Origin of the sequence: Methylomicrobium sp. Wu6 (genome assembly GCF_035916875.1) — a bacterium.
Taxonomy (GTDB): domain Bacteria; phylum Pseudomonadota; class Gammaproteobacteria; order Methylococcales; family Methylomonadaceae; genus Methylomicrobium.
The window spans coordinates 84,050-108,783 of sequence record NZ_JAXUHN010000084.1; the positions used below are offsets into that span (position 1 = coordinate 84,050).

Consider the following 24,734-nt stretch of genomic DNA (forward strand, 5'->3'; position numbering starts at 1 on the left):
TAATTCCCCCCCTTAAATAAGTCATTTAAACAAGAGATCTCTTTTGAAATGCGGACACGGGATCTGCCGCATTCCAATCATTCGCTAACCCATTCAAATTTACTCAATGGATATCAATAAGTTAAGAAACGTCGCGATCATCGCGCACGTTGACCACGGCAAAACCACGCTGGTCGATAAACTCCTGCAACAATCCGGCACGTTTGCCGCGCATACGAAAGTCACCGAACGAGTCATGGACTCGAACGATCTGGAAAAAGAACGCGGCATCACGATTCTGGCAAAGAACACCGCACTGGACTGGAACGGTTATCATATTAACATCGTCGACACCCCGGGCCACGCCGATTTCGGCGGCGAGGTCGAACGGGTGCTGTCGATGGTCGATTCGGTCTTGCTGTTGGTCGACGCGGTCGACGGACCGATGCCGCAAACGCGCTTCGTGACCCAGAAAGCCTTTGCGTTGGGCCTGAAGCCGATCGTAGTGATCAACAAGATCGACCGTCCCGGCGCACGTCCGGATTGGGTCGTCGATCAAACGTTTGACTTGTTCGACCGCCTCGGCGCGACCGACGAACAGCTCGATTTTCCAATCGTTTACGCCTCGGCCCTGAACGGCTATGCCGGTTTGGACGTAACGGTCAGCGGCGGCGACATGACACCTTTGTTTGAAACGATCGTCGAAAAAGTCAGCCCGCCAGCGGTCGATCTGGACGGCCCGTTCCAGATGCAGGTATCGAGCCTCGACTACAATACCTATGTCGGCGTGATCGGCATCGGCCGGATTCAGCGCGGCACGGTCAAAACCAACATGCAGTTGACGATTGTCAACCGCGAAGGCGTTGAACGCAAGGGCCGCATCCTGCAGGTCTTCGGTTTTCACGGCCTGGAACGCGTCGAAGTGCCGGAAGCGAACGCAGGCGACATCATTGCGTTTACCGGCATCGAAAAGCTCGAAATTTCGGATACCCTTTGCCATCCCGATGCAGTCGAGGCGATGACGCCGCTGACTGTTGACGAACCGACCGTAACGATGACCTTTCAGGTCAACAATTCGCCGTTTGCGGGCAAGGAAGGCAAGTTTTTGACTTCCCGGCAGATCCGCGACCGCCTGGAAAAGGAGTTGCAGCACAATGTCGCGTTGAAAGTGGACGAAACCGGCGACCCTGATAAATTCAAGGTCTCGGGTCGCGGCGAACTGCATTTGTCGGTCCTGATCGAAAACATGCGACGGGAAGGCTTCGAACTCGGCGTCTCGCGTCCGGAAGTGATTCTGAAGGAAGTCGACGGCGAAAAGCACGAGCCGTTCGAGATGGTCACGATCGAAGTCGAGGAAATTCACCAAGGTTCGATCATGGAAAAGCTCGGCGAACGCAAGGGCGACTTGTTGAATATGGTACCGGACGGCAAAGGCCGGGTGCGCCTGGAATACATGGTGCCGTCGCGCGGACTGATCGGTTTTCAGACCGAATTCATGACTTCAACCTCCGGTTCCGGCCTGTTTTATCACGTCTTCGACCATTACGGCCCGATGAAAAAAGGCGAACTGGGCACCCGCAAACGCGGCGTGCTGGTGTCGATGGCGCAAGGCAAGGCTCTGGCCTATGCCCTGTTCGCGCTGCAGGAGCGCGGCGAACTGTTCCTGGTGCATGCCGATGAGGTCTACGAAGGCATGCTGGTCGGCATCCACTCCCGCGCGAACGATCTGACCGTGAACCCGACCAAGGCAAAACAGTTGACCAACATCCGCGCCGCCGGAACCGATGAAAACCTGATTCTGACGCCGATCCAGAAAATGTCGCTGGAGCAGGCGCTGGAGTTTATCGACGAGGACGAACTGGTCGAAGTCACCCCGAAATCAATCCGGCTGCGTAAAAAGCTGTTGCTGGAACACGAACGGAAACGGGCTGCGAAAGGGTAAATGCATCCTTCCCACGCTCAGGCGTACCCAGAGAGCACAAATGGGAATACCGTTTGTCTTCTGCAGGACGGGGTTTTCAACCCCGTCCTAAGCGTTTCAAGCCAACTTCACGGCTTCGATATAACTTGAGGACGCGTTTACAAAACCCGCCCGGCAAATTTTTTCCATTAAATCACCTCATGTCAGGCAGCTAACGCCATGACTCGCATCCTACACTCCTTCCATCCGGTCGTTGCCCGCTGGTTTTTGGATCATTTCCAGGCGCCTACCGACGTTCAAAGCCAGGCCTGGCCAGCAATTCAGGCAGGCCAGGCCACGCTGATCGCCGCACCGACCGGTTCCGGTAAAACCCTGGCGGCTTTTCTCGCGGTGATCGATCAATTGGTTAAACAAGGCGTCGACGCCTTTTTGCCCGATCAGACGCTGGTGCTCTATGTCTCGCCGCTGAAAGCGCTATCCAACGACATCCATAAGAATCTCGAACTACCTTTATCCGGTATCGGCATGGCACTGCTCGAAGCCGCCCTGCCCAGCGTGGTGATCCGCGCACAAACCCGCACCGGCGATACCAGCCAGGCCGAGCGCTTCGCGATGAAACGCACGCCGCCGCATATCCTGGTCACTACGCCGGAGTCGTTGTACATACTGCTGACCTCCGAATCCGGACGCGACATGTTGAAAACGGTACACAGCGTGATCGTCGATGAAATTCACGCGCTGGCCGGCAACAAGCGCGGCGCGCATCTGATGCTGTCGCTGGAACGGTTGACGCAACTGACCGAGAAGCCGCCGGTTAGGATCGGCCTGTCCGCGACGCAAAAGCCCTTGACCACGATTGCGCGCTTTCTGACCGGCAACCGTGAAGAGCCCTGCACAATCATCGACACCGGCCATGTTCGGAAACGCGATTTAAAAATCGAAGTGACCAGCTCGCCGCTCGAAGCGGTGATGGCGGCCGAGGTCTGGAGCGAAATCTACGACCGCCTCGTCGAATTGATCAACGACCATCACACCACGCTGATTTTCGTGAATACTCGGCGCTTGGCCGAACGCGCCTCCGCCGCGCTTGCCGAGCGGCTTGGCGAGGAATTCGTGACGGCGCATCACGGCAGCCTCGCCAAGGAACACAGGCTCGATGCGGAAAACCGGCTCAAACAAGGCAGCCTGAAGGCGCTGGTCGCGACCGCCTCGCTCGAACTCGGCATCGACATCGGCGACGTCGATCTGGTCTGCCAGCTCGGCTCGCCGCATGGCATCGCGGCGTTCCTGCAACGGGTCGGCCGTTCCGGGCACCGGCTCGGCGCGATTCCGAAAGGCCGCCTGTTTCCGCTGACCCGCGACGATCTGGTCGAATGCACGGCGCTTTTGCATGCGGTCGCGAACGATCAACTCGACACGATTCTTATCCCCGACCATCCCCTGGACGTTCTCGCCCAGCAAATCGTCGCCGAAGTCGCCTGCCGCGAATGGCCCGAGCGCGAGCTGTACGATGTGCTGCGCAAAGCCTGGCCGTACCGGACGCTGACTTCCGATCAATACACCGCCGTCGTCAAGATGCTCGCGGACGGCTACCACACCCGGCGCGGCCGGCGCGGCGCCTATCTGCACCGCGATGTCGTGCATGGCATGCTGCGGCCGCGCAAGGGCGCGCGGCTGACCGCGATCGTGAACGGCGGCGCGATACCGGACCAGTTCGATTACGACGTTATCATGCAGCCGGAAGGCCTGTTCGTCGGTACCTTGAACGAGGATTTCGCGTTCGAAAGCATTCCCGGCGACATCTTTCAGCTCGGCAACAACTCCTACCGGATGCTGAAGATCGAGCAGGGCAAGGTGTATGTCGAAGACGCACACGGCCAGCCGCCGAACATTCCGTTCTGGTTCGGCGAAGCACCGGGGCGCAGCCGGGAGTTATCGGAAGCGGTGTCCGAGTTGTCGGAAACGATCGACCGTTTGCTCGAACAAGGCGGCGATGCCGCGCGCGACTTTATTTTCAATCGTCTCGGTCTGCCATCAGCCGCCGCCGAGCAATTGCATGCTTATCTTGCAACCGCAAAAGCCGCGCTGACCGTACTGCCGTCGTTCAAAAACATCATCTTCGAACGCTTCTTCGACGAAACCGGCGACATGCATTTCGTGGTGCATTCGCGCTACGGCTCGCGGATCAACAAGGCATGGGGGCTGGCGCTCAGGAAGCGCTTCTGCCGGCGCTTCAATTTCGAGCTGCAGGCGGCCGCAACTGAAGACAATATCGTGCTGTCGCTGGGCCCCACGCACAGTTTTCCGCTTCTCGAGCCGGCCGGTTATCTAAAGGCCGCCTCGGTCAGGGACGTGCTGATTCAGGCGCTGCTCGCCGCGCCGATGTTTCCGACGCGCTGGCGCTGGGTCGCCAATACCGCCCTCGCCGTACCGCGCAACCGCGGCGGCAAAAAGGTGCCTGCGCCATTCCAGCGCAACGACGCGGAGGATTTGATCGCGGTGATCTTTCCGGACCAGCTCGCCTGTTTCGAAAATATCGCTGGCGAGCGTGAGATTCCCGATCATCCGTTAGTCGATCAAACCTTGTGGGACTGTCTGCACGAACTAATGGACATCGACGGCCTGCAGGCCGTGCTGCAAGGCATCGAAAGCGGCGAGATTCAGGTGATCGCCCGCGACCTGACCGCGCCATCGCCGCTGGCGCAGGAAATCATCAATGCGCGCCCCTACGCCTTTCTTGACGACGCCCCCGCGGAAGAGCGCCGCACGCTGGCGATTCAACAGCGCCGCTTTGGCAGCCCCGAAGATGCGGCCGAGATCGGCCGGCTCAATCCGGAAGCGATCGACAGCGTGCGCCTGGAAGCCTGGCCGGAAGCGCGCGATGCGGATGAACTACATGATGCCTTGAATATCCTCGGCTTCATGACCGAAGAGGAAGGTATACGCAATGAATGGCCCGAACTGTTCGCGGCCTTGCAGCAAAGCCGGCGCGCGGCCGTGATGCGGCTGCCGCACGGTCAAAAGCTTTGGGTCGCCGCCGAGCGCCTTTCCGAATTGCAGGCGCTTTTTCCGGAGGCCGATCTTACGCCGAGCATCCCGCCGCTACCGCCCGCTCAGGCATTAACCGACGAGAACATCCTGCGCGACCTGATCCGTAGCCGCCTGGAAGGACTCGGCCCCGTCACCGGCGAACAACTGGCCAAACCGCTCGCCTATCCGCTAGCGCAACTCGAACGGGCACTGGCTGCCCTGGAACAGCAAGGCGTCGTACTGCAAGGGCGCTTTACGCCCGGCGCAGCGACCACGGAATGGTGCGAACGCGGCCTGCTCGCGCGCATCCATCGCTATACCCTGAAACAACTGCGCAAGGAGATCGAGCCGGTCGCACCCGCCGTATTCATGCGCTTTCTGTTCCACTGGCACAATCTTCATGAACCGGGAACCGGCGAAGCAGCGCTGGCGAAAGCTTTGCAGCAACTGGAAGGTTGCAACCTCCCGGCATTCGGCTGGGAACACGACATTCTGACTCGGCGCATCAAACCCTATTTCGCCTCCGAACTGGATCAACTCTGCACCTCGGGCAAATTCATCTGGCTGCGCTTGAAAGCCCTCGGCGACAGCAGCCCGAAAGCCGCCGGCAAAAATACGCCGGTTGCCCTGGTCGCGCGCGAACATCTGGAAAGCTGGCGCGCCTTCGCGGCACTGCCGGACAGCGCGGCGCTCGAGCTTTCCGGCAATGCGCTGAAAGTGCATGCCGCGATCCGCGAATGGGGAGCCAGTTTCTTTCAGGAGCTGGCCGGCGAAACCGGCCTGCTTAAAACGCAGCTGGAAGAAGCGCTCGGCGAACTTGCCGCCGCCGGCCTGATCACCTCGGACAGTTTCCAAGGCCTGCGCACTTTAGTCACTCCACAAAAGATCCTGCACCGGCGCGGCAAGCGCTACCCGATCTACGATCCCTTCGCCGCGGCCGGACGCTGGTCGCTGCTGCGCCCCTTGCGTCAGCCAACGACCGAAAATTATGCGGCCGTCGAACATATCGCCCGCGTGCTGCTCAAACGTTACGGCGTGGTGTTTCGGAAGGTGCTGGAGCGGGAAGAAAATCTGCCAAGCTGGCGCGAATTGCTCTACGTTTACCGCCGCCTGGAAGCGCGCGGCGAACTGCGTGGCGGCCGCTTCGTGCAAGGCTTCGCGGGCGAACAGTTTGCCCTGCCCGAAGCGGTCGGCTTGCTTCGTGACCTGCGCGAACCGCCGACTATCCCCGAACTGACCGTGATCAATGCGTCCGACCCGCTGAATCTGACCGGTATCATCACGCCCGGCGACCGCATCCATTCGCTCCACAGCCAGCGCCTGGTATACCGAAACGGCGCACCGATGGCTTACGGCTCGGGCAAAAACGTACATTATCTGCAAGCCTTCGACGCGGAGCATCAATGGCAGTTGCAGTGGACGTTGTTGAACAAGTAATATTTAGGCCGAAGAACCTTACAGTGGCTTGAACTGTTCAACGGACAAAAATACATGTCGGAAGAAAACAAACGCGTGGTGCTCGACTATGTCGATGCCTTTAATCGCGGCGACCTTGACGGCGTCTGCCAGGCTTTTGCCCCGGATGCACTGATTTATGGCGTTCTCGGTTGGGGTGGCATCGAAAAGACCAAGCCGATCTGGCGCGACCTGATCGATAGTTTTGCGATCAGACTACATGTTGAAGCGATGATTGCCGAAGGCGACGAGGTGTCGGTGCGCTATGTCGAGCACGGCCGTTCGCTCAATTCGTTTCGCGGCGGCCCCGTGACCGAACAAGGCTATGAAATTACCGCTATGGAGTGGTTCATCATCCGCAACGGTAAAATTCATAAGCGTTGGGGTGCGCGCGATACGGCTACGATGTTCTGGCAGATGGGCCTGACCATCCCATAAGGCGAAACTGTACCCCTACCCGAAAAAACTGACATTACCAAATTGTATAGATTTAGGAAGCTTCCTGTAATGTAAGAAAAGCTATGCTATATCCCAAGTCAGGCAATCCCGCCTGATATGAACGAGGATAAACACTATGAACACCGCACACTCTAAAATTCTGATCGCTTTATTTGCAATGATTATGACCGCCGGCAGCGTTGTAAACGTAGCGCAAGCGGCGGAAACCCAAGACAAAGAAGCCAAAGAGCTAAAGCTTTTTAGCCAAGCCACAATTTCTTTACAGGATGCGATTAAAGCAGCCGAGCAAAAAACCGGCGGCAAAGCAATGGAAGCGGAATTAAACGATGAGTCCGCCGCTGTGCAGTTTGAAATCGAAATCCTTAAAGACGGCAAAGTCCATGAAGTCATTGTCGACGGCAAGACCGGCAGCGTGCTTAAAGTTTCGCTGGAAGATGAGTCTAATGAAGGCGCTGAAAGCGAGAAAGAATAGACTATGAATGCCGGGGAAACACCCCGGCATTTTTTATGTATGAAAATATTAATCATTGAAGACGACACGCAAACCAGAAACTATATAGTCGCTGGTTTAAAAGAGGCGGGTCATACGGTGGATGCGGCGAAAGACGGTCTGGAAGGTTTGTTTCTCGCTCAAGAAGCCAACCATGATTTGCTTATTGTCGATCGCATGTTACCGGGACTTGATGGACTGAGTTTGGTAAAAAAGCTACGCGGCGCAAGCAACTCTGTACCGGTATTATTTCTGACCACAATGAGCGGCATTAATGATCGTGTTGAAGGTTTAAATGCCGGGGCGGATGATTATCTGGTTAAGCCTTTCGCATTCAATGAACTGGATGCACGGGTGAACGCGTTGCTACGTAGACCCAGAGAAACCGTAGAAATGAAAGTTTTACGCGTTTGCGGCATTGAAATTGATCTGATGAAAAGAGTAGTCAAACGCGATGGACAACTGATCGACCTTCAACCCACTGAATTTCGCCTGCTTGAATATTTGGTTCGTCATGCAGGACAAGTTGTCACTCGCACTATGCTGCTTGAGAATGTCTGGGATTTTCATTTCGACCCCAAAACCAATATTGTTGAAACCCATATTAGCCGCTTGCGCAGCAAACTGAATACTGGAAACAAATCCGACATCATCCAGACCGTGCGTGGTGCCGGGTATAGGATTCATGAAACAGCCTAGTCTGGTCAGTACCACTAGCTTTAAGTTGTCAACTCTCTATTTAGGGTTGTTTTTGTGCTCTTTTCTGGCGATTGGCATAACGGTTTATTTCTTAACCCATCATACCCTTGAACAGCAGCTTAAAAGTAACATTGATTCAGAAGTCAACCGTCTTAAAGCAGAGTACGAGACCGGCGGATCGCCTGAATTAATCACCGAGATTAACGAGCTGCTAGATTCAAACTCTCAGTATTCTAAAAAGTACGGCTTGGTAAATCAGCAAGGCGAGTTGGTCGCCGGAAATTTTAGCGATTTCAAGCTCGCGGAAGGATGGCAAACCCTCGTAGCCGCGGAGTCTAAAAACAATAATGAAGAAGAGCACCCCGAGCTAATGGCTCATGTCATTGTCCTGCCCAATCGCCTTTGGCTGGGTGTAGGTCATGACAGTGAGTATATTGAAGAAACCGGCGAAGCGATTATTCAATCGTTTTTATGGGGCGTCGTGTTGGTGATTGCTCTGGGTGTAGCGAGCGGATTTTATATTAGCCGTACCTTCCTAAAAAAAATTGCCGGTATTACCCAATCCGCGCAAGCCATTATTGCAGGCGACTTAAGCCACCGTTTAGCAGTTTCGAAAAACCAGGATGAGTTGGACAAGCTGGCGTTATTGCTCAATCGCATGCTGGATAAAATCGCTGCCTTGATAGAGAACGTGCAACAGGTTTCCAACGATATTGCCCATGATTTGCGCACACCGGTCAGTCGTTTGAAATTCAGGCTTGAAGAGGCACTGAAAGCGAATCTGTCAAAAACTCAATATCACGAACGGATCGCTTCCGCCCTTGCCGAAGTTGACACCATCCTGGATACCTTTGCCGCCCTACTGAGGATTTCTCAGATTGAATCCCAATCCCGCCGCAGCGGCTTCAAGGTCGTCAATCTAAGCGATGTCGTCGTTTCCGTAGCCGATGCGTTGATTCCCGTAGCTGAGGAACAAGGAAAAATCATTGCCACTGACATTGAACAACGTCTTGAAATATACGGCGATAAAGATTTGTTAACGCAACTGGTCTTTAATCTGCTTGAAAATGCTATTTTACACACGCCCGAACACACCCGAATTGCAGCCAGTTTGAAATCGTCGGGCCTTAATCTCGAATTGATCATTGCCGACAACGGCCCAGGCATTAGCGAAGCGCATCGTCAGAGAGTCTTTCAGCGTTTTTATCGACTGGAACAAAGCCGGACCACAGCAGGAAACGGCTTAGGTTTAAGCATAGTCGCCGCCATTGTCGACCTTCATCAAGGCAGCATAGCAATGGCCGACAATAGGCCGGGACTTAAAGTTCTGGTCGACCTGAACAGCATTCAGAACAATGAGGCTAGCGACGGAAGCCAGGCAACAAGGAGATAGCCATGCGTATGCTATGTTTTTTTACCCTTTTAGTCATCACCCTTCTTGAGATTGGCCCTGTTCCTATCTCCGGACTGCTGTTAATGTGGGTCGTGCTGTTTCGGCCGCCTTGGTTTTACGACTTGGTCCAGAAAATATATGGCAAAAATAAAAAATAACGCCATAACCGGCTTGCTGACAGGCTTATTGGGTTTATCCTAAAAAGATCAGTTGATCGAGAAGTAGTTTTGTAAGTAACTGTCCTGATTAAATAAAAATTTCCTCGAAAACCCACCCAAAAGTAACTGCTCCGCAGTTGGATTTAAATCGCTGAAGAAGTTGATTTTATTGGGCTATAGCAATTCAGGAAATCACTAAACTGCTCTTTTCCGAAAACGCAGGTATGCTTCATGTGATCAACGTGCAACAAGGCCAAGGGGTTCCTGTCGGAACCCCGCTATTGCAGTTGGTTGATAAGAATCAGCGGGTCGTGCGCTTGGGCATTGAACACGAGGACTTGGAGCATTTGCAACTTAAACAAATGGTATTTGCTGCTGGCCAATACCAAGTTGCAAAACTCGGAGCAAATAGCCCAAACGGTGTTGCGTAATTGAAACCGAAATTCAGGAAGCTATTTTTGACCCGATCCTTACTGGTGAGAGTCCTGCAAATATTCATCCTTCAAATGAATATAATGCGCTGCCGAATATTCGAGAAACTCTTTTTCTGAGTCGGTCAGCGGCCGTTTTTTCTGTGCGGGCGCGCCGACATATAAATGACCGCTTTCAAGCCGTTTGCCCGGCGGCACCAAAGCGCCGGCGCCTAACATTACATAGTCTTCCAATATCGCATCATCCATGATGATCGCGCCGATGCCGACCAGGCAATAATTGCCGATCGTACAGGCATGCGCGACCGCCCGATGACCGATCGTAACGCCCTTCCCTATCGTCAACGGATAGCCTTGGGTCGTGAACTTGCCGTAATGCGTCACATGCAACACCGAGCCGTCTTGCACGTTGGTGCCGTCGCCGATTTTGATGCTTTCGACATCGCCCCGAATCACGACCGAAGGCCAGATCGAAACATCGTCGCCGATCGTCACATTGCCGATCACCGTCGCATTATCATCGATATAGACGCGCTCGCCGATGATCGGCTGTTTATTTTTAAAACTTCTGAGTGTCACGCTTGCCCCTTAGATTATCGTTCCCATTGATGCCCGTAAGTATACGCTTATGGGCGAGACGAGTTATCTTAACCGTCCCTAACGTTTAAACCAAATTTTCGGCAAATCGGCGCAGCCCGAAAAAACTCCTACCCGCCCATTGCAACGGATAGTACCCCGCGAAGCAACGATTGATCCAAAATTGCCAGTGCATCATGTTCTGTTTATAAGTCCTGTTTAATATCCCCTTTCAACGTCGGCCAACGCATAAACGCAAACACCCAAATCATCGCAATATTGACGACCGGAATCAGCAGTACCAGCGTCCACCAACCGTCGAATCCGGCTTTTTGAATGATCCGAAAACCCAACCACAAGCAAAATCCGGCATAGATCGGCAGCAGGATATAAAATAGCGGCATCATGGATTGCGCTCCATTTCCCCCTGGCGGTTGGGCCAGGGCAAAAAAGCCAACTGCAGAAAAATCAGCAATAAGCCGAAAACCGGCAAAAACACCAGCGCAGCCCAAGCCGGATTAAAACCGGCTTTTCGATAGATCAAACAAACCGGAAGAAAAATAAAGAGTCCCAGAATGAATACCTGGAATAGATCGGGAAACATCATCATGCGTCGCCTCCTTGTTATAGTAAAGACATGCCTGATCGCAGAGTTTAACCGTAAATGCGGAAGCCATGCGACCCTTTTGTCACAGGGTAAAAACGTAACCCTTCTTCGTCCCGCTACCCGCAAAATGGTTGCGCGGAATATTTTGTACCGTTTGCCACGAACATAACCGCCGATTTCCCCCTAATGATTTTTCAAAGCGCCTTCAAACCGGCATGGTGGCTAAAAAACCGCCACCTGCAAACGATCTTTCCGGCCTTTTTTCGAAATGCGCGGCCTACCGAAACACTGAGAAGGGAGCGATTAATCACACCGGATAACGATTTTCTCGACATCGACTGCTGTGGCGAATCCGGACAGCCGGTCGTGATTTTATTGCACGGCCTGACCGGAAGCTCGGAGTCGGGCTACATTAAAGGCTTGCAGCACACGCTGGCGAAACTCGGGCTGCGCACCGTCGCATTGAATTTCCGTGGCTGCAGCGGAGAATCGAACCGCTTGGCCCGCTGCTATCACTCCGGGGAAACCGAGGACGTTCATTTCCTCTATCAAACCTTGCGCGCACGCGAACCGGAAACGCCGATGGCCGCGATCGGTTTTTCGCTGGGCGGCAACGTGCTGCTGAAATGGCTCGGGGAACAGGGCAACCGTGTTGATTTGTTCGCCGCGATCGCGGTATCTGTGCCGCTGGTGCTGAGCATCTGCGCGAGCAAACTCGATAGCGGGTTTTCGAAAATTTATCGTAAAAACCTGCTCAACGAACTCAAGCACTATGTTCGTTTGAAACTGCAACACCTTGAAACCCTGGGTATCGAGGCGGAAGCCGAAAAAATCAGACAACTGGGCGACCTCGCCAGCATAGACTCGTTTTGGCAATACGATGATGTCGTCGTCGCGAAACTGCACGGCTACCGAGATGTGCACGATTACTATCAGCGTTCCAGCTCTCGTCAGTTTCTCAAATCGATCACCGTGCCGACCTTGGTCATCCAGGCAGCCGACGATCCTTTCATGACCGTCGAAGTGCTCCCCGAAGAACATGAACTATCGCCAACCGTGCTCCTGGAAATAGCGCAAAGCGGCGGTCACGTCGGTTTCGTGACCGGCGTCTACCCTTTCCGTCCACGCTACTGGTTGGAACAAAGAATTCCGGAGTTTTTGTTGCAGCATATAAAATCTTCCAAACTACAGTCCGACACTGGAACTTCCTAATGTTTAGGAATGGATTCATCGATGCAAATTTTGCATGAAGGGCTTAAAATAATTCGTCAGTTATGATTTAATATGCTGCTCTTATAAGCCCCATTCCAAACTAATGTAACTCGGTTGGCAGAGTAACTGATTCGTCAACGCGACACAGTGACGGAGGCGGAAGATATGCGGTACAATGCCCGGGGACAGCAAGCTATCTGACTACTAAGTAAGTGCATGTGCAAAATAAACCCGGCATTTTTTAGAACGCCTTGTGAAAGGTGGTAATAAAAACAATAGCATGCCTGAAATTGCTGGCTGGATAAATATGCATAGGTACTTAGTATAGACACAGTTCGAGCTAATTTTGGTTTTGCCGGTGTAGCTCAGTTGGTAGAGCAGCGCATTCGTAATGCGAAGGTCGTAGGTTCGACTCCTATCATCGGCACCAGTTAATTCCGCAAGCTGACTGAATCAAGTGAAAATTTGGTTTGGTATTCTGATAGTGCCGCTATTTTTGCGAAAGCTTGTTTTGGGCATCCGAGCCCAAGCAAGCGACAAAAATTACGCGGCAGCTATTTGCCTTCGGCGCCCCGATTCGCCCGTTCCGACCCAACAAGGGGATCAGCGCTTCGCTTCGCAATGACTTTACGCCGTGTCGTGATGCCTTGCAGGTTTGCTCCGCTTCGCTTTGCAAACCCGCCCGGCGCTACGGCTATCGGAAACTAAAAATCTTCGCTTTGCCTTGCTCCGCTTCCAAGATTTTCAGCATCAGTCGCAAGGCCTTGCGCGGTGCCAGCTTTGCCAGTGCCGCCCATTTACGTTAGGCCATTGAAGAATTCATTGTGAGTTATTCCCAAAATCCACGACCTTTCAAATGGCGAAAATAAGAAGTGCGTGGCAGCCAACTCAGAAACACTATCGTTAGTTTATGCAATTAAGCACTAGTTTAATATAGAGCCCCGTTCACACTCCGGCTGAATGCCGGCTTCTACGGCGTATCCTTACGCCGCGCAATGTGTGACAGGATTGTGCGGTTTTAGGGCTTAAGAGCATTGCCCCTGATAATCGCCGTGACCTAAATGCCCTTTTAAAGCAGACTGAGGTATCCACAGTGTTTTTTGCGCGGGCGTATTAGGTTTATGACAAATCTCCACTTTTCCTGTTGTTCCGCTATTAGCATTAGGACCAGGACTAGGCAATCCGTAGAAATCGGTGTTGAGTACGCGTGTGCTAGTTGCATCCGATACTTCAAAGGTAGGGATAAGATGGTAACACCCGTTCAAGGGGTCCACTGAACCAGCGTTGGGGTTAAAAGCCGGGTCAAATTGTGGGGAAAAGTCGATATGTGCGCGTAGCGGCGTAGTGGCACCAAGGGGCGGCGTAGCAAACTGTATCGATTGGCCATGGCCGCCGTCAATAGTGAATGTAGTTGGTAACGGTGATGGTGGCTGTAGGATAACACCATTCAAGTCAAGGAATGACAGGGTAAAGCTGCACGATTTGTTTGGGCTGCTGTCAACGTTGGTGATATTCAGTCGGGGAGTTTGTCCCTGGAATACGCTGACTATACCGGAATCGGCTACGGTCGCAGCAAATGAAGAAGTGCTCGCTATAATGGCAAAAACGCCAAGAATATGATTGTATTTCATAAAGTCTCCTTAGATAAATCCAGTGAAATCAAAAAAACATAGAAATTGGTAAACTGACGAGATTCCTATGACATTAGGCTAAAGGTGGATATTCACTAATATAAAGGATGGTCACGGTGAGTTCAACCGCTTCAGTACCGTTTCTTGCGATTCATTGAGATAGGTCTGATCAAAATCAGCTCGCTTTCAACCCATCATATTGGAGACAATCGAGTGGGAGAACTTCATAGGCCTTTGCAATCAGCATCGCCCAAAGATAAGCGAAGCTAACCTGTCAATGTGATATTTTATACAGTCTAACTTTTGAAGTTGTCAGATCAAATACAGAGTTTTACACAAAAGCCCATCGATCGCGAATGATGGGCTTTCGGCAACCGGGCAAGGCAGCACTATCGCATAGCCCCTATTGACTGTTATCATCCCTACTCTCGTCATCGCTATCCACTTCATTTGGCAATGCGCCAAGCTTCGTGATCATCACGATAGTTAGCACGACAGCCGACGCCATCACGATTTCAAATACCATTCTCAACATTGCTGCCACCTTTTAGGGCTTATTTTTAGCCCGGTTCTGCATGAGTAGATAAGCGTAAACAAACGGACGAGGTAAACATCGTCCGTTTGCATTGGGTTAAAAATTATTTATTGCCGGCCTTAAGGTGTTCCTCGGCTTCTTCGGCGGCTTTGGTGGCGGCCTTGACATGCTCATCCCCTTGCATTTTGCCGTGCTCGATAGCCGATTCCAACGATTTAACCGCAGCATCCATATGAGTTTTCGACCCACCCTTAGCGGCTTCGGCAGCTGCTTTCGCATGAGATAAAGCCGTAGTCGCATGCTCGACCAATATCGGGCCATGCCCGGCTTTTCCTTCTTCAACTGCGGCTTTGGTATGTTCCAAAGCCGCATCGGCATGCATCTCTGCAGATACCGCAAAGCTTAATAAAAACATTAAAACCGCACCGATTAAAGATAATTTTTTCATAATACCCTCTCTTTCGTTTTTATTGACGGACAATCCTGACTTGCGAAAATTCGACAGGAATCAGGAAATTATGGGCTCTGTATTACAAGCTTATCTTTGCCCTTGGCTTCACTACAGATCTTCCCCCTGCTTCATGGGCGAGCATGTCAGGCCTCATGGGAACAGAAAACACAACAATCGCCTGACTTGGGTTTGAGCAGGGTTTTCCAGTACACGCATTGAAAGAAAAACAGACCGGCACCCGCAGACATGACCTTTGTTCTGGCATGCCCGCAATATGGTCAGGTTATTGCCGACTCCAGAGTAACCTCATTGCCGGTTAAATCGCTTGCTGACGAAGCGCGCCTTGGATTCATGACAAATACCTCTTTCTTAACAAACGATATTAGCTTTGCCAAGATGCGAAAATAGTATTTCTAGGAGAAAATAAGCGATGATAAGTTCAAAATTTAAATTGAACGCGCAAGACGAATTCGCCGATACGGATGCAAGAATTCAGGAGTTGGAACAATGCAAGAACAGTTGTCTGTCAACCCGTCATCATTTGTAAATTGGCGGTTTGATTGCGCGAAGCGCCCTACCCCGATAGATGATTTACAAACAACTTCATCGCTATTCTCCCTTACTTCAAAAAACCCAAAACCACGATGCCTATCAGTAAATTCACTACCGCCCAGCCGATCATCTCGCCCAGTCATTCCAACTGTCTCTTGTGCTCCTTTTTCCCGCTATTCATCGTTAAATCGCCTGCGCCTATCGATAGGCTGGCTCCCGATTCGGACTATGGTTACTGACGGGGCTTGCCGACAAATTTTCGAGGCGAAAATTTAGGCGCATTGGTCAAACAACCAAGTCAAAAGCGAGTCAGAACGAAACTACTTGAAGCGCCCAGTATATGAGGAATAAACTATAATCCGATGTTGTTTCAATTCGTTTGGTCGGCATTGGTAATGCGAAGACTGTAGGTTCGACTCCCATCATCGGCACAACCTTAAATCAAAAGTTGCTCGAATCTTGCCATGTTAATTAGCTGTCCGACTGTGTAAGGGTGCGATTTCCACTCCATTTCAGAAACTGACCGGCCCACATCCATAAGCCTAGCCAGCAACTGAATCGCTGCAATTTTTTAATATTCCTAGCATCGGCACCTTTCTTCTGCATTTCTGGATTTTTTAACCGGACTATACTATTTTGGTTTATACACATTTATCCCTTTCCGGGCCTTCTTTACTCTAAAGATTCTGAGTACGGGAAAGATAGTCGACTCAAACGGCAGCAATCGCCGAAAATTTGGTGAACGGCATTGCTTATGCTTACCCTTCCTGAAATAGAAATATCCAAAGAATTTGGATTGAATCCAGCATGATCTCCTGATGGCACAACAGCCAGAAAAAACACGCGCCAAGTGTCTTTGCATTGACATAGAAACCGCCCGCCAAGATAGCTTGAGGCTGAGGGAAATTGGTGCCTTCAGGCCAGATACCGGCGCTCGGTTGCGGATCTCCGGCAAGGCCGCTGATTTAATGTATCAATTGGATCAGGTCACCGAAGGCGCAGCGTTTGTTTTGGGGCATAACATCGTTGCCTTCGACCAGCCGGCATTGTCGCTGCTGCATCCAGATTTGGCACTGCATCGGCTACCCCTGGTCGACACCCTGGAGTTGTCGCCGGTGGCGTTTCCGCAAAACCCCTATCACCGCCTGGTGAAAGATTACAAACTTTGTACCACTACCCGCAACGACCCGGTGCGAGACGCCGAGCTGTCCTACGAGTTGTTTCTAGATCAAGCCGGTGCCTTGCGGCAGCGAGTCGCAGACCATCCTGACGAAGTTCTCTGCCTGCATTTTCTGCTGGCTCCGGAAAACGGCAAGGGAATGGCCAATTTCTTTGCCACCTTGAGGGCGGCCTTGCGTCCGTCATTAGAGGAAGCCCAAGCGGCTTGGCGGCGGGCTACCGAAGGCAAAGTCTGCCGAATCAGCCAGCAACAGATCGCTGACCGCTATCTGGCTAACCGTGAATTGCACAAGCCGCTGGCCTATGTGCTGGCCTGGCTGCGTGTCGCGGGCGGCAATTCGGTGTTGCCGCCCTGGGTCAGCCTGTCGTTCCCCAAAACGCGCGAATTGATCGCTACCCTGCGCGATGTGCCTTGTGGCAATCCCGATTGTGCCTGGTGTTCCGAACAACATGATTTGCTCAAGCTCCTGCCGCGCTATTTTCCAGGAATTGCCCAGTTTCGGCCCACACCCGCCACCCATGACGGCCGATCGCTGCAACAAGCCATCGTCGAGCACGGTTTCGCCGGCATCCCGACCCTCGCGATTCTACCGACGGGCGGTGGCAAATCGCTGTGTTATCAACTGCCCGCGCTGGCCCGCTTTTACCGCAACGGCAGTTTGACGGTAATTATTTCACCGCTCCAGTCCTTAATGAAGGATCAGGTCGATAATCTCGAGGCGCGCGGGATCACTTGTGCAGGTTACCTGAACAGCCTGCTCAACCCGCTGGAACGGCGCCTCATGCTGGATAAGCTGAGGCTCGGCGACCTGGGATTGATTTTTGTCGCGCCGGAGCAATTTCGGAGCATCGCGTTCACCCATGCCTTAGCTCACCGAGAGGTCGGAGCCTGGGTATTCGACGAAGCGCACTGTTTGTCGAAATGGGGACATGACTTCCGTCCGGACTATCTGTACGTTTCGCGCTTTATCAAGACGCGGCAAAAAGACAAACCCTCCTCGGTATTCTGCTTTACCGCCACCGCCAAACCGGATGTCGTGCAGGACATTGCCGATCATTTTCACAAGCACCTGGGCATTACGCTGCAAACATTAACCGGGGGCGTTCGCCGCGAGAATCTGCTTTACGAGGTATACGCGGTGCCGACGCAAGGCAAATACCCGGAAGTGCTGCGGCTGTTGCGGGAGTCGCTGCGCGAGGCTGGCGGCGCCATCGTGTTTTGCGCCCGGCAGAAAACCGTCGAGGAAATAGCCGATTTCCTGAAACAGGCAGGACTGGATTGCGGTTATTTTCACGGCGGCATGCTGCCCGAAGAAAAACGCAGGGTACAGGAAGCCTTCAGTGCAGGCGAATTGCGGGTGATTGCGGCCACCAATGCGTTCGGCATGGGCGTCGATAAGGCCGACGTGCGGCTGGTGATCCATCTGGATACGCCCGGTTCGCTGGAAAACTACCTGCAGGAAGCCGGCCGCGCCGGACGCGACCAAGCCCCGGCCCGTTGCGTGTTGCTGTATGACGATGCCGACCTGGATGTGCAGTTTCGTCTACTGCGCAACTCCAGGCTGACTCAACACGACATCCATTCCATTTTGAAAGCGCTACGGAGCATCGAGAAAAAAGACCGCGGAGAAGGCACGGTGGTAGTCACCAGCGGCGAGATCCTGCTGGAAATTCCGGACAAGCACGGCATCGATCCCGACGCCGCCGATGCCGATACCAAAGTGCGCATCGCGGTGTCCTGGCTCGAAGAAGCCCGTTTGTTGGAGCGCCAGGAAAATCATACGCGAGTATTTCCCGGAAGTTTGCAGATTGCCAACCTGGACGAAGCCAGGGCCCTACTGGAGAAAACACTGGGGCCGAACGCCGACATAGAGCCTTATATCACGCTCCTTTCACAGTTGTTTTATAGCGAGGATGACGAAGGCATCAGTACCGACGATTTGATGCTGGCCACGGGACGCGGCTCGTATGAGGTACAGCGAATGCTACGCGATCTCGATCGTTTGAAACTGGTATCCAACGATACCGAAATCGGCGTGACGCTGCACCGCGATCCGGATACGGTAGAGCGGCTGGAGGGCTTGCGCAAGCTGGAAGATGCCTTGATTGCCAGTTTACGCGAGGCAGCGCCGGATGCCGATCGGGAAGAATGGCAAATGCTCAACGTCCGGCGATTGTGCGATACCTTGCGCCGGGACACCGGTGTCGACCTGGAGCCGGACAGGCTCTCGCGGCTGATGAAGTCGTTTGCCGAGGCCTTCGGCAGCGGCGCCGGCCAGCGCGGTTTTTTCGCCTTGCGCCCGGCCGGGCAAGACAATCGCTACGTTAAATTGTTGCGAAGCTGGCAGGACATCGAAATCATAAGTCGTAAACGCATGCGCTTGGCGCAGGTGCTGGTCATTTACTTTATCGCGCAGCGCCAGGGCAATAATTTGCTGGTCACCTGTAAACAAGGGGATCTGGAAGCGGCCCTGCTGACGGATCTGACCTTGCAGGATCTGGATGTGCGCGACTGGAATGTGGCCCTGGCGGCGGCGCTGATCTACCTGGATACCAACGAGGTGCTGCACCTGGCGCGCGGCAAGGCTGTGTTCCGTGCCGCGATGAGCATACAGCTTAATGCCGAGGCCCGGCGCAGGCAGTTCAAAAAGTCCGACTACGCCGAATTGGCCCTGCACTACAAGGACAAGATCATCCAGGTCCATGTGATGTCGGAATACGCCCGCCTGGCGCTGGGCAAGATTCAGGCGGCGATGACCTTCATCGTCGACTATTTCGCCATGGACCGCGACGAATTCGTGCGCCGCTATTTTGCCGGCCGCCAAGAGATTCTGGAAATGGCGACAACCGAAGCGTCGCATCGGCGAATTCTGACGGATTTGCACAATCCGGATCAACAAGCGGTTGTCGCAGCACCGACGGAGGGGAGTCATTTGGTTTTGGCTGGCCCAGGTTCCGGCAAGACCAAGGTGATCGTTCATCGCGTGGCCTGGTTGCTGCGCGAATGCCTGGTGCCGCCGGAAGATATCATGGTGCTCAGCTATAACCGCTCGGCGGCTATCGAGATTCGCAAACGCTTGTGGGGATTGGTCGGCGCCGATGCCGCCGGGATTAGCGTACAGACTTTGCATGGCCTGGCGATGCGCTTGACGGGTACCAGCTATGCCGTGGCCGCCGAACGCGGCGAGAGCATCGATTTTTCCACGGTAATCAAAAATGCGACTGCGCAATTGAAAAAGGCGGAGGTGGGCGACGATATCGGCCCTTCCGTGAAGCGTGACCGTTTGCTGTCGGGGTTGCGCTATCTGCTGGTTGATGAATATCAGGATATCAATGCCGAACATTATGAGCTGATCAGCGCCCTGGCCGGACAATCCCTGAACAGTGAGGAAGACAAATTATCGCTGATGGTGGTGGGCGACGACGATCAAAATATTTATGCTTTCGGCGGGGCTAATGTCCGTTTTATCAGACAGTTCACCAGCGACTATCAGGCCAAGACTTATTACCTGATCGAGAACTACCGCTCTACAGTTCACATTATCTACGGAGCCAATCGTGTGATTGTCCCGCTCAGGGATCGCATGAAAACCGGACAGACCCTCCGAGTTGATTATGCGCGCCGCGATGCGCCGGCGGGTGGCGAGTTTGCCGGGCTGGACGATTTGACTCAGGGCCGTGTGCATATCCTTGAAACGCCAACCGATCTGTTCGGCGAAGTCGAGGTGGCATTGGCTGAACTGATTCGACTGAATACGCTGAAGAACTTTGGACAGAGCGGTCATTGGGGACAGTTTGCGGTGATCGCCAGGCACTGGGACGCACTGGAGCCGATGGCGGAGCTATGCCGTCGAAAAGGAATTCCCGTGCGGTTGATGCGGGACGACACGCTGCTCGATTTGCATAGTACCCGGGAAGGCTACGGCTTGCTGTCGCGTTTGAAAACCGCTCGAAAATCTCACGTATTGCTGAACTGGGGGTTATTGTCTCGCTGGTTCAGGCGGCGCTACCGCCAGAAAGTCGATGAACTGATCGAACAGCCTTATCGGGCAATGCTCGCCCAATTCATTATCGGCTGCGAATCGGTCGCTCCTGGCTCTCCGCATGTCGTCAACGATGTGATCGAAGCGCTTTATGAATTCCGCTCCGGCGGGCAGTCAGGTGCGAGTGACAGCCTGCATGCGCCGCTCCTGCTGCTGACCGCGCACCGTGCCAAAGGCCTGGAGTTCGATCATGTATCCATCCTGGATGCCGGCGGTTGGCCATCGGCAAATGACGAGGAACGGCGTTTATACTATGTAGCAATGACCCGTGCGCGTAAAACCCTGACCTTATGCGCCCGGCAAGGGTATCGCCATCCCTTCGTCAGGGATTGCGAAGACCTCTGCCTTAAATCGCGACCAATACCGTCTAACGAGGTCCAGCGGCAGGGTGAGCGTATGTGGATAGCCGATCCCGCGCAAGTCGTACTTTCATGGCCGGGGTATTTTGCTCCCGAAAACCCGCTTCATCGAGCAGTTGCGAAGCTGGATTACGGCAGTCCATTGGCATTGCGTGCCAGAAGCGGTGATAAACCAGGCTGGGAGCTGGCAGACAAAAACGGTGTAACAGTCACCCGGATGTCTCAAGCTTTCACGCCGCCTAAAGGAAAAATTGTTGGCGTACGGGTTTCAGCAATTTTGGCGCGGCAAAGAAAGCCGGGGGATTCGGAATCGCTCAGATGCAGCCAGTGGGAAGTGGTTTTGCCGGAGATCCTTTACCTGAATCTATGCTCCGCCAATAGGGACATTACTGAAATCACTGAGGTTTAAAGCATATTTGGGTTTTAAACATTCATCCGATGGTGAGTGTTGTTTAAATTGAAGATGTAAACAAGGATTTTCAGGGAGTTCATGATGAAGAGCGCCGAATTTAAAGAATTACTCATTGCGATTGGTAAATTAGATCATCATCAGCGTAAACCGCTGAGTACTATGGCTATTCCTTTCGGGGATTTTCTGCTCAAGCGCAAACGGCTTGCGCCCGAGGGAGGGTAATCGTCAGTCCGCGACCGCCAAAATTACGGAACCTGCTTTAAATACCGCCGTGGCCAACTGGCCTGGACACAATTCCAGTGTTTCGACGCTTTCGTTGGTGACAGTAGCGGCAACCTTTTCGCCGCCACTCAATTCGACATCGACTTCGCTGTTGATCGCACCGGGTTTGACCTGCGTCACCGTGCCGTGAAGTTGGTTGCGCGCCGAAATGCGATAACCTCCGAAATCGGTGACGATGATCACATGCGGCGCCTTGATCATCGCGATCACTTCCTTGCCGGTTGCGATGGCTAACGTTTCGGCCGACTCTTTGGTTATCATGGCGACGATGGTATCTCCTCCCTTCAATCGAATAAGGACTTCGGTATAGACCGAGCCCGGACGAACTTCACTGACTGTACCTTTGAACTGGTTGCGTGCGCTGACTTTTATGATTGTTCTCCGATAAGTTAATTTAAAATGGACGTGCCTTTGATCTGAACATAAACAGACATGCCGATCGCCAGATTCAGCATCAGTTTCGATTTGAGCGTGATGAGGGCCAATAGCGGTAACGCGCCGACTTTCAGGCGCAGAACGGTCTGCCCTTTTTGATTATCGGCTAAGCCGGTGATCGTAGCAAACATGACATTCAGTATGCTGGTCGTATTCGGTACTGCCAGAGCTATGCTGACGTCGCTGGCATAAATCTGCACCCGTACCGGCGAACCGATCGCGGCATCGATCAGCGGCATGCTGAGCTCAATGCCGGCACAGTCGACCCGAGTCAGATGATATTCGCTTTCATGCGCAGCGATGCGGCCTTCCCAGATCATCGCTACTTGGTTATCTTCTGCCGTCGGCAAATCGAGCCTGCTTAGGGTTTCGGCAAGCGTGCCTGCCGCCAGCACGCGGCCTTCGTTCAAAATAACCAGATGGTCTGCCAGTTTTGCGACCTCCTGCCGCGCATGGGTCACATACAGTACCGGAATGTCCAGTTCCTGATGCAGGCGCGTCAGATACGGCAGAATCTCATGCTTGCGCTGATCATCCAGTGCCGCCAGCGGCTCGTCCATCAGCAGAATATCCGGGTTCAGAACGAGCGCCCGCGCGATCGCGACGCGCTGCCGCTCGCCGCCGGACAGACGCGCAGGCATCCTGTCGAGCAAATGGCCGATGCCCAACATTTTGATCATCCTATCGAGATCGGAGTCGGCAGGCTTTTTGCCGATACGCTTCAGGCCGAAACACAAATTGCCGTAAACGTTCAAATGAGGAAACAGATTGGCCTGCTGAAATATATATCCGATCGCGCGCCGATGCGGAGGTAAAAACAGGCCGCTCTCACTGTCCTCCCACTGCTTGCCATTAACCATCAGATGGCCGATGGCCGCCCGCTCCAATCCGGCGACGCAGCGTAGAAAAGTAGTCTTACCGGAGCCCGACGGGCCGAACAGGACGCTGACACCGGAACCCGGCAAATGTAAATCGACGTCTAAACGAAAAGCGCCGTAATCAAGGGCAAAGCGAGCGGCGATCGCATAATTCATCGCATCGGCTCCACCGCAGGACGGCTTTTCAGGCCCCCATACAACACCAGCAACACTGTAAATGCGAATACCAGCAGTCCGCCGGCCAGCCAATGCGCCTGGTGGTATTCAAGCGCTTCGACATGATTATAGATTTGTACCGAAGCGACCCGAGTCTTGCCGGGAATGTTGCCGCCGATCATCAGCACCACCCCGAATTCGCCCACCGTATGCGCAAAACCCAGGATAGCCGCAGTCAAAAAGCCCGGTCTGGCGAGCGGAATCACGACCGTAAAAAAGGCGTCCCAGGGACCTGCCCGTAAAGTAGCGGCCGCTTCCAGCGTTTGCTCTCCAATCGCTGCGAAGGCGGTTTGCAGGGGTTGCACCACGAAAGGCAGCGAATACAGAACTGACGCGACGACAAGGCCGCTAAACGTAAACGGTAAAGGATTCAGTCCCAGTTTAACCATGAAGCCGCCGACAGGCCCGTTCGGGCCGAGCAGCACCAACAGGTAAAAGCCGAGTACGGTAGGCGGCAAGACCAGAGGCAAGGCCACCACGGTATTGCAGATGCCTTTCCAGCGCGATTCGGTACGTGCCAGCCACCAAGCCAGCGGCGTGCCTACCATCAACAAAATCAGGGTAGAGAGGCTGGCGACCTGGAAAGTCAGCCAACATGCGGAAATATCATCATCGCTGAACATTTTTTCGTAGTCAATCAGCCAGGGTGTAGCCGTATTTTTGAATGATCACCCGCGCTTCGACGGATTTTAAACATCGCAGCAAGGCGGGGCGGCCGGATTCTCCGCGCCTTTATTCAGCGACATCACATCCTGGCGAATCGGTGCATGCAACGCTTCGGGGACGATCCAGACCGAACCTTTGGCGATCTTGCCGCCTTCAATTTCCTGCGACAAGGCAATAAAGCCCAGTTTTTTCTTTTTAACCACCGGGACCGGGCCGGGATAGGCAATACCCTCTGCCACGGCAGAGATCAGGCTTAGCGTACGGGCTGAAGGAGATTCGGCGATGGGTTTGATTTGAGAGCTCATGAATGCCTGCCTTTTGAGAGCGTCAAACGCCGTTTGTAAGGTAGTCGATTTCAAAAAGGAAATATCCCAAGCCGCTGAAAGCTGGGATGGTCGTATTATATATCGCTATATACTTTATTATATAGCGATTTTTTCGATATGCTCTTTCCCCCCCAGAAAACAATAGACCGCCGAAAACATTCGACATTTTTGAGTAGGGACGCCATGAAACCGAATGACATTAAACCTCACCACTGGATCGCGGGTGACTTGCGCGGCTGACACCCTGGACGCTCGTATGATTGAACTATTGAAGGCGATAGAGCAAACGGGTTCGATTAACCAAGCCGCCAAACGGATTGGTCTGCGTTGCAAAGGCCCCTGGCAAAAGCTCGAAAGGC

The 24,734-nt window shown here is 53.4% G+C and carries 20 protein-coding genes, 1 tRNA gene and 1 pseudogene; 11 read left to right on the forward strand and 11 right to left on the reverse strand.

Going from position 1 to position 24,734, the window contains the following annotated elements:
• Positions 1-106: 106 nt before the first annotated feature.
• The 7 genes from typA to U2W12_RS13230 all read left to right on the forward strand — a co-directional run bounded on the left by typA (position 107) and on the right by U2W12_RS13230 (position 10,015).
• A complete protein-coding gene (typA, locus tag U2W12_RS13200; protein WP_326501153.1) occupies positions 107-1,921 on the forward strand; it encodes a translational GTPase TypA in 1,815 nt (604 codons plus the stop codon).
• Positions 1,922-2,119: 198 nt separating this feature from the next.
• The gene (locus U2W12_RS13205; RefSeq protein WP_326501154.1) at positions 2,120-6,367 is read left to right on the forward strand and encodes a DEAD/DEAH box helicase; all 4,248 of its coding nucleotides are present in this window, start codon (positions 2,120-2,122) and stop codon (positions 6,365-6,367) included.
• 54 nt (positions 6,368-6,421) lie between these two features.
• Positions 6,422-6,823, forward strand: a complete 402-nt coding sequence (locus U2W12_RS13210) for a nuclear transport factor 2 family protein (RefSeq protein ID WP_326501155.1) — start codon at positions 6,422-6,424, stop codon at positions 6,821-6,823.
• A 136-nt stretch (positions 6,824-6,959) separates the two neighbouring features.
• A complete protein-coding gene (locus U2W12_RS13215) occupies positions 6,960-7,316 on the forward strand; it encodes a PepSY domain-containing protein (protein ID WP_326501156.1) in 357 nt (118 codons plus the stop codon).
• A gap of 3 nt (positions 7,317-7,319) precedes the next feature.
• On the forward strand, positions 7,320-8,033 hold the full coding sequence (locus tag U2W12_RS13220) for a response regulator transcription factor (protein WP_326501157.1): 714 nt from the start codon (positions 7,320-7,322) through the stop codon (positions 8,031-8,033).
• Positions 8,020-9,426 (forward strand): HAMP domain-containing sensor histidine kinase, encoded by a 1,407-nt coding sequence (locus U2W12_RS13225; RefSeq protein ID WP_326501158.1) that lies wholly within the window; start codon positions 8,020-8,022, stop codon positions 9,424-9,426. Before U2W12_RS13220 ends, U2W12_RS13225 begins: the two co-directional genes overlap by 14 nt.
• A gap of 382 nt (positions 9,427-9,808) precedes the next feature.
• The gene (locus U2W12_RS13230) at positions 9,809-10,015 is read left to right on the forward strand and encodes a hypothetical protein (protein ID WP_326501159.1); all 207 of its coding nucleotides are present in this window, start codon (positions 9,809-9,811) and stop codon (positions 10,013-10,015) included.
• 39 nt (positions 10,016-10,054) lie between these two features.
• Here U2W12_RS13230 and U2W12_RS13235 read toward each other — a convergent pair whose 3' ends face one another.
• The 3 genes from U2W12_RS13235 to U2W12_RS13245 form a co-directional block, all read right to left on the reverse strand.
• Positions 10,055-10,594: a gamma carbonic anhydrase family protein gene (locus U2W12_RS13235; RefSeq protein WP_326501160.1), complete on the reverse strand. Its 540-nt coding sequence runs from the start codon at positions 10,592-10,594 to the stop codon at positions 10,055-10,057.
• Positions 10,595-10,797: 203 nt separating this feature from the next.
• The gene (locus U2W12_RS13240; RefSeq protein WP_326501161.1) at positions 10,798-10,998 is read right to left on the reverse strand and encodes a hypothetical protein; all 201 of its coding nucleotides are present in this window, start codon (positions 10,996-10,998) and stop codon (positions 10,798-10,800) included.
• Positions 10,995-11,201 (reverse strand): hypothetical protein, encoded by a 207-nt coding sequence (locus U2W12_RS13245; RefSeq protein ID WP_326501162.1) that lies wholly within the window; start codon positions 11,199-11,201, stop codon positions 10,995-10,997. Before U2W12_RS13245 ends, U2W12_RS13240 begins: the two co-directional genes overlap by 4 nt.
• Positions 11,202-11,384: 183 nt before the next feature.
• Between U2W12_RS13245 and U2W12_RS13250 the strand changes: the two genes are divergently transcribed.
• Both U2W12_RS13250 and U2W12_RS13255 read left to right on the forward strand, forming a co-directional pair.
• Positions 11,385-12,410 carry a hydrolase gene (locus U2W12_RS13250; protein ID WP_326501163.1) on the forward strand — a complete coding sequence of 342 codons (1,026 nt, stop codon included), beginning with the start codon at positions 11,385-11,387 and terminating at the stop codon, positions 12,408-12,410.
• 354 nt (positions 12,411-12,764) lie between these two features.
• Positions 12,765-12,840 (forward strand) — tRNA-Thr (locus tag U2W12_RS13255).
• 595 nt (positions 12,841-13,435) lie between these two features.
• On the opposite strand, the gene U2W12_RS13260 is transcribed toward U2W12_RS13255, so the two are convergent.
• The 4 genes and pseudogenes from U2W12_RS13260 to U2W12_RS13275 all read right to left on the reverse strand — a co-directional run.
• Entirely contained in the window at positions 13,436-14,041 is a 606-nt protein-coding gene (locus tag U2W12_RS13260) for a hypothetical protein (RefSeq protein WP_326501164.1), read from the reverse strand.
• Positions 14,042-14,444: 403 nt separating this feature from the next.
• Positions 14,445-14,576 (reverse strand): hypothetical protein, encoded by a 132-nt coding sequence (locus U2W12_RS13265; RefSeq protein WP_326501165.1) that lies wholly within the window; start codon positions 14,574-14,576, stop codon positions 14,445-14,447.
• A 103-nt stretch (positions 14,577-14,679) separates the two neighbouring features.
• Positions 14,680-15,024 carry a small metal-binding protein SmbP gene (gene smbP, locus U2W12_RS13270; protein WP_326501166.1) on the reverse strand — a complete coding sequence of 115 codons (345 nt, stop codon included), beginning with the start codon at positions 15,022-15,024 and terminating at the stop codon, positions 14,680-14,682.
• A gap of 146 nt (positions 15,025-15,170) precedes the next feature.
• Positions 15,171-15,293, reverse strand: a pseudogene (locus tag U2W12_RS13275) (GDCCVxC domain-containing (seleno)protein); the annotation flags it as partial.
• Positions 15,294-16,547: 1,254 nt separating this feature from the next.
• Here U2W12_RS13275 and U2W12_RS13280 point away from each other — a divergent pair.
• Both U2W12_RS13280 and U2W12_RS13285 read left to right on the forward strand, forming a co-directional pair.
• Complete coding sequence (locus U2W12_RS13280) at positions 16,548-21,569, forward strand: RecQ family ATP-dependent DNA helicase (protein WP_326501167.1); 5,022 nt, start codon at positions 16,548-16,550, stop codon at positions 21,567-21,569.
• An 84-nt stretch (positions 21,570-21,653) separates the two neighbouring features.
• The gene (locus U2W12_RS13285; RefSeq protein ID WP_326501168.1) at positions 21,654-21,794 is read left to right on the forward strand and encodes a hypothetical protein; all 141 of its coding nucleotides are present in this window, start codon (positions 21,654-21,656) and stop codon (positions 21,792-21,794) included.
• Between the two features lie 3 nt (positions 21,795-21,797).
• Here the strand turns inward: U2W12_RS13285 and U2W12_RS13290 are convergent, their stop codons facing one another.
• The 4 genes from U2W12_RS13290 to U2W12_RS13305 form a co-directional block, all read right to left on the reverse strand.
• The gene (locus U2W12_RS13290) at positions 21,798-22,226 is read right to left on the reverse strand and encodes a TOBE domain-containing protein (RefSeq protein WP_326501186.1); all 429 of its coding nucleotides are present in this window, start codon (positions 22,224-22,226) and stop codon (positions 21,798-21,800) included.
• A 17-nt stretch (positions 22,227-22,243) separates the two neighbouring features.
• Positions 22,244-23,323 carry a molybdenum ABC transporter ATP-binding protein gene (gene modC / locus U2W12_RS13295; RefSeq protein ID WP_326501169.1) on the reverse strand — a complete coding sequence of 360 codons (1,080 nt, stop codon included), beginning with the start codon at positions 23,321-23,323 and terminating at the stop codon, positions 22,244-22,246.
• Entirely contained in the window at positions 23,320-24,006 is a 687-nt protein-coding gene (modB, locus tag U2W12_RS13300) for a molybdate ABC transporter permease subunit (protein WP_326501170.1), read from the reverse strand. The genes modC and modB overlap by 4 nt, the downstream gene beginning before the upstream one ends.
• Before the next feature lie 66 nt (positions 24,007-24,072).
• Positions 24,073-24,354 carry a hypothetical protein gene (locus tag U2W12_RS13305; protein WP_326501171.1) on the reverse strand — a complete coding sequence of 94 codons (282 nt, stop codon included), beginning with the start codon at positions 24,352-24,354 and terminating at the stop codon, positions 24,073-24,075.
• Between the last annotated feature and the right edge of the window lie 380 nt (positions 24,355-24,734).